This window comes from Bacillus sp. SIMBA_005 (genome assembly GCF_046535585.1).
Taxonomy (GTDB): domain Bacteria; phylum Bacillota; class Bacilli; order Bacillales; family Bacillaceae; genus Bacillus; species Bacillus pumilus.
Genome location: NZ_JAWRWI010000014.1, coordinates 47,886 through 55,345, shown reverse-complemented (window position 1 = coordinate 55,345; position 7,460 = coordinate 47,886). Strand labels below are relative to the sequence as shown.

Here is a 7,460-nt window from a genome sequence, read left to right as displayed (position 1 = left end):
TCTTCAGCGCCGATGGTAGTTGGGGGTCTCCCCCTGTGAGAGTAGGACGCCGCCAAGCTTGTCTAAGGATCAGTTCCATTAGGAACTGGTCTTTTTTGTTTTTTAAGAAAAGGAACAAACACCCGATCTGACATGGATACATATACTAAACTACCATCTAAAACATTCTTAATTTTGTATACAATTGAAAGCGCTAGGGCATACTGAAGCTATAAGTGGAGGTGTCACAATGGACAAAAAAGAGCGAGAAGCGATTTGTTTGATTTGTGAAGAGAACAAGACAAAGGGAATTTATTTATATCATCAGTTTTTGTGCCGAGACTGTGAGCGAAAGTTAATTTCTACATCGACCTCGGATCCTAGCTATTCCGATTATGTGAGAAAGCTCAAAAATCTTCATACGCCGCCTTTGTATTCATAGACCACTAGATGGTCTTTTTTTATGAGCTATGAAGGATTGGGCTTGTTTTTTGGAACTTAGTTTGGACATCATCCGTAATTCATAATAAGATAAACAGAGAGCCTGATTATTCATAGGAGTCGATAAACATGAAATCAATCTTTTATACATTTATATGGGCCATCCTCTCTACTTTTTTTTCGCTTGTGATTTTAACCGTCAGTATAGGGGTTTTCCATCATCATGCTGGATTATCGATACTGTATGCGATGATTGGGTGGGGTGTGATGTTTGTAGGGAGCAGATGGACTGCTTTCCAATTGTTTTTAAAGAAACACGGACTGTCTCGTAGTGATTATGTATATATCAAACAGCATTTAAAAGAAGCAGGGCAAAAGCTTGTGCGTTTAAAAAAAGCTTTATTTGCTGTGAAAAACGTACAAACAATCAAACATAATTATGAAGTTTTTCGGCTTGCACGACGAATCTATACAATAACAAAAAAAGAGCCTAATCGATTTTATGATGCACAGCGTTTTTATTTTGAAAGCTTGGATTCTGTCGTTGAACTAACTGAGAAATATGCACTCTTATATAATCAACCTAATCGTAGTCATGAGCTGGAAATGACATTGAGCCAAACCCGAGTGACATTGACAGAGCTGCAAAAGCAATTGACGAATGATTTGCAGCAAGTGTTAGGAAGAGATATAGAAGCTCTTCATATTGAGCTTGAAGTAGCTGATAAAATGATAAAGAAATAGATGAAAGGAGTCAACACTCGATGAAACCGGAAGATCACGCCATAACACCGCCTACCTCCAATACAGATCTTCAGTTTCGGGTGTTTGATACCTTATCTGATGAAGAAAAAAAAGAAGCCGTGCAGCGAGCTCAGCAGATCCCTGACAATCCGCAAAAGCTCCTTTTCTATGGTACACGTGTGCAGGAACGACTATTGGAACAATCACAACAGATGATGAAATATGTTGAGAAAAAAGATATCGATCAAATAGGAGACGTGCTGGAGGCCTTTTTGCAGCAGTTGCATGTAGTGGAGCCTGAGGATTTAGTGCCAAAGAAACAGGGCATTTTTTTGAAATGGTTTCAACGAGATAAGCGATCTACTCAGGAGATCATATCACGTTTTCAACATGCAAAATCACAGATCGAGAGATTGTCAGCAAGGCTTCGTTATGCAAGAGGCGTATTAATCTCGGACCATATGTTATTAGAGCGTTTATTTGAAGAAAATCAAACTTATTTTCAAGAGATGACGATGCAGGTTGCCGCGGTTGAAGCGAAAATGTCAACGATAGAGCAGCAGCCTCTTTCAGAAACGCAACTTTCTGTTGAACGGGCAATAGAGGAGCAATTGATGAGTCAAGAAGTCAATGAAGAAGAGTATGTGGAGAGACTAAAGGAACGAAAGTATGATTTGCTGTTAAGCCGGCAAATTGCATTGCAATGTAATGCTCAAATTCGGATGATCCAGCATACGAATCATACATTGGCCAATCACATTCAATCAACTGTTTCAGCATCTATTCCTCTATGGATCAACCAAATGTCGATTGCATTAACGCATATTCAGCAGCGGGCCAATTCAGCTCTTGAGAACCGAATCCAAAAAACATATGAAAATGTATCGAAACAGCAGGGGCAGATTCTTGAAGAGGCATCTTTAGCCCCTATAGATACGTTGAAAAAGGTTCAACGTCAATTAGCTGAAACATTACAGGAAACGTTACAGGTGAAAGAACATGGAAGCCAAGAGCGGGCTCAATTGAAAAGCAGTATGTATGAGGCAGAGCAGCAGTTGGCGAATCCAATAAAGGAATGAGAAACCATCTTTCGGTTCACTTGTTTGAACGTTATAATAGAATTAAGATATCGTTAAAGTGAAAAGGGTCGATTTGTTTGAGAACACCTTTATATACAGCATTAGCACAGCATGCGGAAAAGAAGCCTTATTCTTTTCACGTTCCAGGACATCACAATGGAGATGTCTTTTTTGATGAGGCACGGTCTCACTATGCTTCCATCCTTCAACTGGATGTGACGGAGCTTGAAGGTCTTGATGATCTTCATCATCCGACTGGGGTCATCCAAGAGGCAGAACATTTATTGACTAAGCTATATGGTTCAGATCAAAGTTTCTTCCTTGTGAATGGCACAACAGTCGGAAATTTGGCGATGGTGATGACAGCATGCCGCACGGGAGACGAGATTTTTGTCCAGCGTAATTGCCATAAGTCTGTCTTCCATGCGATCGAGCTGGCAGGGGCAACGCCTATTTTGATAGACGCTGAGATAGACGCACACTTGCACGTTCCAACACATGTGACGGATGATACAGTGAGAAAAGCCATAGCAAGACATCCTCATTGCCGGGTAATCGTTTTGATTTATCCGAATTACTACGGACATGCAGCTGATTTATCAAAGCTAATTCACATGTGTCATGAAGCAGGTATGATTGTTTTGGTTGATGAGGCACATGGTGCTCATTTTGTATTAGGCGGCGGCTTTCCTCCATCGGCTCTTTCCTATGGAGCGGACGTGGTGGTACAATCAGCACATAAAACCCTTCCGGCAATGACGATGGGTTCCTATCTTCATCTTCAAGGGGATCGAATCGATGCGAAGCGTTTGAAAACCTTGCTGACGATGCTTCAAAGTAGTTCGCCCTCTTATCCAATTATGGCCTCATTAGATGTAGCAAGAGCTTATGTTGAGGAGATCAAAGGAAAAGCGACATTGGATGTCATTATGAAAGAACTGACAGAGCTGAAAGATCAGTTCAGCCGTTTGACCTATCTTGAAGTGGTAGAACCTGACTCGCTATATTCCGATCCTTTAAAATGCGTCATTCGATCAACAAAAGGACTGACTGGTTACGAACTAAAACAGGTGCTTGAATCAGTGGATGTTCATCCAGAGCTTGCGGACGAACATCAAGTTTTACTTGTACTTAGCTTAGAACAGAGGAAAAACGTTCCTTTCAAGCGGATCGAGCAGGCTCTTAAGCAAAGTGATTCATTGCTCAAAGGGAAAAAACATATCCAAAATGAAACGGTATCTATTGAGACTGATATACTAAATCAAGACATAGAGGCTGTCCCATTTGAACAAGCAGCAGACCGGGTGAGTGCAGAATCCATTATTCCCTATCCACCTGGTATTCCTTTGATGATTAAGGGAGAGCGCATTGAAATAGAACAAATTGAGGCGTTAAGCCGTTTGCTTGGTCACGAGGTTCATATTCAAGCAAGTCAGGTCATTCATCAGAGAAAATTATATGTTTATATAGAAGAGGAGACACTATGAGCGGTATGTTTATTACGTTTGAAGGGCCAGAGGGCGCCGGAAAAACGACAGTGATACGAAAAGTGTACGAAGAAATGGAACGTCAAGGATATGCAGTGATGGCGACACGCGAGCCGGGCGGCATTGACATTGCTGAGCAGATCCGTGAAGTTATTTTAAATGAAAAAAATACAAAAATGGATGCGAAAACAGAGGCATTGCTGTATGCAGCAGCAAGAAGGCAGCATTTGGCTGAAAAGGTAGAACCGGCATTGCAGCGCGGAGAGACTGTCTTATGTGATCGTTTTGTTGATAGCTCTCTTGCTTATCAAGGCTATGCGAGAGGACTTGGAATTGACCAAGTCAGATCAATTAACGACTTTGCTATTGATGGCACGATGCCGCAAATGACGATTTACTTTTCCATTACACCTGAGGAAGGGCTAAAGCGAATTCACGCCAATCAAGGAAGAGAAAAGAACCGATTAGACATGGAGACGCTGAATTTCCACCAGTTGGTTAGAGAAGGCTATGAACTGCTTATTGCGCAATCACCAGAACGATTCCGCGTTGTGGATGCTTCTCAGCCGATGCAGGATGTCTATGAAGAAGTACTTCGAGTGATTCAGGACACATTAAAGAAAAATCAAATATGACCTCATTCCCAATCGTTGTTATAATATAGAGGAAGACATCGGCATGTCACCTGTGCCTAAAACAAAGGAGGCCAATCAAATGAAATTAATTGTTGCCGTTGTACAGGACCAAGATAGCAGCAAGTTGTTGAAAATATTGACTGAACATCAATTCGGCGTGACAAAATTAGCTTCAACTGGTGGGTTTTTAAAGTCTGGAAACACGACTTTTATCATTGGTTGTGATGATGTCCGAGTGGATAAAGCGTTACAGCTTATAAAAGAAAATTGCCGTAAACGTGATCAAATGATTGCACCTGTATCTCCAATGGGTGGTAACGCAGATTCATATGTACCATACCCTGTTGAGGTTGAAGTTGGTGGAGCTACTGTCTTTATTCTGCCAGTTGAACAATTTCATCAATTCTAAGGATGGGTTGCTGTGAAAATTAATCAAGATATGCGGCTGCTTTTAGAAAAGCGTGAACTCCAAGGCATTAAAGGAAGCCAAACATCTGCCTCCTTTAAAGCATCGATGGAGACGCAAAGCGGCAAAATGCGCTTAGAGCAGCTGACGGTTATGCTAAGTGATATCGAAGTGTTCGGTAAAAAGCTGACAAAGTCACGAAACTTAAAGGACTTGGCTAGGTTTAAAGGTCTTGTGAAGCGCTTTGTGAAAGAGACAGTCGATAATGGATTAAATATAGAAACATCAAGAAGCTTTGACATTTATGGCAACACGCGTACACTCGCTTTAGTCAAAGCATTAGATGAAAAGCTGATTGAATTAACAGAGGATATGATGGACCAAGAGAAGCCATCTATTGATTTGCTTGAACGTATTGGAGAAATAAAAGGTTTATTGATTAACCTTTACACATAGAGAGTGATAACATGGCAATTAGCTGGGATGACATGAATGATTTGCAGCCGCGCGTCATGCGGCTGATTTTTAATAGTATTGATAAAGACCGACTTGCGCATGCTTACTTATTTGAAGGAAAAAAAGGTACCGGTAAGCAGGATGCTGCGATGCTTTTGGCAAAGAGCTTTTTTTGCTTGAAATCAGGAGTGAAACCGTGTGAATCCTGTCAAAACTGCAAGAGGATTGAATCAGGAAACCATCCCGATTTACATCTCGTGCAGCCTGATGGTCAATCAATTAAGAAAGCGCAAGTACAGGCATTGCAAGAGGAATTTACAAAAGCAGGTGTGGAATCTCACCGAAAAATGTATATCATTCTTCATGCGGACAAAATGACGGTCAATGCCGCGAACAGTTTATTGAAGTTCCTAGAGGAGCCTAACCGGGAAACGATGGCAATTTTAATCACGGAGCAATCGCATAAAATGCTGGATACGATTATTTCAAGATGTCAGATGCTCAGTTTTCAGCCGCTGCAGCCACAATCCTTGGAGCAGCAGCTATTACAAGAAGGCGTACCTCAGCATCTTGCAAGGCTTTTGTCGAATTTAACCAACAATTTAGCAGAAGCACTCGAATTAAGTCGAAATGATCAGTTTGCAGAGTCTAGAGCGAAAGTGATAAAATTGTATGAAGTCTTACACCAGCGAAAAGAACATGCATTTTTTTATATACAGGATCAATGGATGCCTTTTTTCAAAGAGAAAGACCTTCAAGAAACAGGTCTGGATATGCTTTTATTTATATATCGTGATGTATTGTCGATTCAAATAGGAAATGAAGATAAAGTCATTTATCAAGACTTATTCCAGACAATGAAGCAGCACGCGCTGCATTCCACACAGCAGATGGTGACGAACCAGATCCTTGCTGTATTAGAAGCGAAAAAAAGACTTCAATCCAACGTGAATGCCCAAGGGCTGATGGAGCAATTGGTGTTGATGTTGCAGGAGGGATAAGCTTGTACAACGTAATTGGTGTTCGCTTTAAAAAAGCGGGCAAAATCTATTATTTCGATCCAAATGGATTTCATATAGAAAATGATAGTTGTGTCATTGTAGAGACGGTTAGAGGAGTTGAGTACGGACAAGTGGTCATCGCTAATAAAAAAGTAGATGAACACGATGTTGTTCTTCCTCTGCGTAAGGTAATTCGTGTAGCAGACGAACGAGACCGGCTCATCGTTGAGGAAAACAAAGAAGCAGCGATGACAGCCTTTGATACATGTCTTCAGAAGGTAAGTGAACACGGTCTTGAAATGAAGCTGGTTGATGTTGAATTTACATTTGACCGAAATAAGGTCATTTTCTACTTCACAGCGGATGGAAGAGTAGATTTCCGTGAGCTAGTGAAGGATCTTGCATCGATCTTCAAAACGAGAATTGAACTTCGCCAGATTGGTGTAAGAGACGAGGCAAAAATGCTGGGTGGCATAGGACCTTGCGGGAGAATGCTTTGCTGTTCGACATTCTTAGGAGATTTTGAACCAGTATCCATTAAGATGGCAAAAGATCAAAACTTGTCGCTAAATCCCACAAAGATTTCAGGGCTTTGCGGTCGTTTGATGTGCTGCTTGAAATATGAGAATGATGAGTATGAAACAGCGAAAGAACAATTGCCGGATATCGGTGAAACGATTCAGACATCTAGTGGCTCTGCAAAGGTAGTAGGGCTCAACATTTTAGAACGAATTTTGCAAGTTGAATTAACCGGGCAAGAAAAAGTGGTAGAATATACTTGGGAAGAATTATTACAAGAAGGCGTTGTATCTGCACAAACAACTGAGTAACGAGGTGTGCCACCTTGGATAAAAAGGAACTATTTGATACGGTGATCAATTTAGAAGAACAAATCGGTTCTCTTTATCGCCAGTTAGGTGATTTGAAAAATCATATCGGTGAAGTGATTGAAGAAAATCATCAGCTTCAGATGGAGAATCAGCACTTGCGTGAACGTCTGGATCAGTCCGATCGGGACAAATCGTCTGAGACAGAGAATGATTCTGCTCAGAAACCAGGTCATTCTGATATAGGAGAAGGTCATGATAACCTGGCTCGGTTATATCAGGAGGGCTTCCATATTTGCAATGTACATTATGGGAGCATACGTAAAGAGGGAGACTGTTTGTTCTGTCTGTCATTTTTAAATAAAAAATGAGAAAAGGCTTCCGCTGAATCGGAAGCCTTTTTCA

The 7,460-nt window shown here is 41.1% G+C and carries 10 protein-coding genes; all 10 read left to right on the top strand.

Features of this window, described 5'->3' with window-relative positions:
* Nucleotides 1-229: 229 nt before the first annotated feature.
* The 10 genes from SB660_RS18245 to yabA all read left to right on the top strand — a co-directional run bounded on the left by SB660_RS18245 (nucleotide 230) and on the right by yabA (nucleotide 7,426).
* Complete coding sequence (locus SB660_RS18245; RefSeq protein WP_058015823.1) at nucleotides 230-421, top strand: sigma factor G inhibitor Gin; 192 nt, start codon at nucleotides 230-232, stop codon at nucleotides 419-421.
* Nucleotides 422-549: 128 nt separating this feature from the next.
* Entirely contained in the window at nucleotides 550-1,164 is a 615-nt protein-coding gene (locus tag SB660_RS18240) for a 5-bromo-4-chloroindolyl phosphate hydrolysis family protein (protein ID WP_180309732.1), read from the top strand.
* Nucleotides 1,165-1,184: 20 nt separating this feature from the next.
* Nucleotides 1,185-2,243, top strand: a complete 1,059-nt coding sequence (locus SB660_RS18235; RefSeq protein WP_410583651.1) for a toxic anion resistance protein — start codon at nucleotides 1,185-1,187, stop codon at nucleotides 2,241-2,243.
* Between the two features lie 77 nt (nucleotides 2,244-2,320).
* On the top strand, nucleotides 2,321-3,730 hold the full coding sequence (locus tag SB660_RS18230) for an aminotransferase class I/II-fold pyridoxal phosphate-dependent enzyme (protein WP_410583649.1): 1,410 nt from the start codon (nucleotides 2,321-2,323) through the stop codon (nucleotides 3,728-3,730).
* Nucleotides 3,727-4,365 (top strand): dTMP kinase, encoded by a 639-nt coding sequence (tmk, locus tag SB660_RS18225; RefSeq protein WP_058015826.1) that lies wholly within the window; start codon nucleotides 3,727-3,729, stop codon nucleotides 4,363-4,365. The genes SB660_RS18230 and tmk overlap by 4 nt, the downstream gene beginning before the upstream one ends.
* Before the next feature lie 79 nt (nucleotides 4,366-4,444).
* Nucleotides 4,445-4,774: a cyclic-di-AMP receptor gene (locus tag SB660_RS18220; RefSeq protein ID WP_012008640.1), complete on the top strand. Its 330-nt coding sequence runs from the start codon at nucleotides 4,445-4,447 to the stop codon at nucleotides 4,772-4,774.
* 12 nt (nucleotides 4,775-4,786) lie between these two features.
* Nucleotides 4,787-5,227 (top strand): YaaR family protein, encoded by a 441-nt coding sequence (locus SB660_RS18215; protein ID WP_058015827.1) that lies wholly within the window; start codon nucleotides 4,787-4,789, stop codon nucleotides 5,225-5,227.
* 11 nt (nucleotides 5,228-5,238) lie between these two features.
* A complete protein-coding gene (holB, locus tag SB660_RS18210; RefSeq protein ID WP_058015828.1) occupies nucleotides 5,239-6,228 on the top strand; it encodes a DNA polymerase III subunit delta' in 990 nt (329 codons plus the stop codon).
* A gap of 2 nt (nucleotides 6,229-6,230) precedes the next feature.
* Complete coding sequence (gene ricT, locus SB660_RS18205) at nucleotides 6,231-7,058, top strand: competence/sporulation regulator complex protein RicT (RefSeq protein WP_003217932.1); 828 nt, start codon at nucleotides 6,231-6,233, stop codon at nucleotides 7,056-7,058.
* Nucleotides 7,059-7,072: 14 nt separating this feature from the next.
* Nucleotides 7,073-7,426, top strand: a complete 354-nt coding sequence (gene yabA / locus SB660_RS18200) for a DNA replication initiation control protein YabA (protein WP_003217957.1) — start codon at nucleotides 7,073-7,075, stop codon at nucleotides 7,424-7,426.
* Nucleotides 7,427-7,460 lie beyond the last annotated feature (34 nt).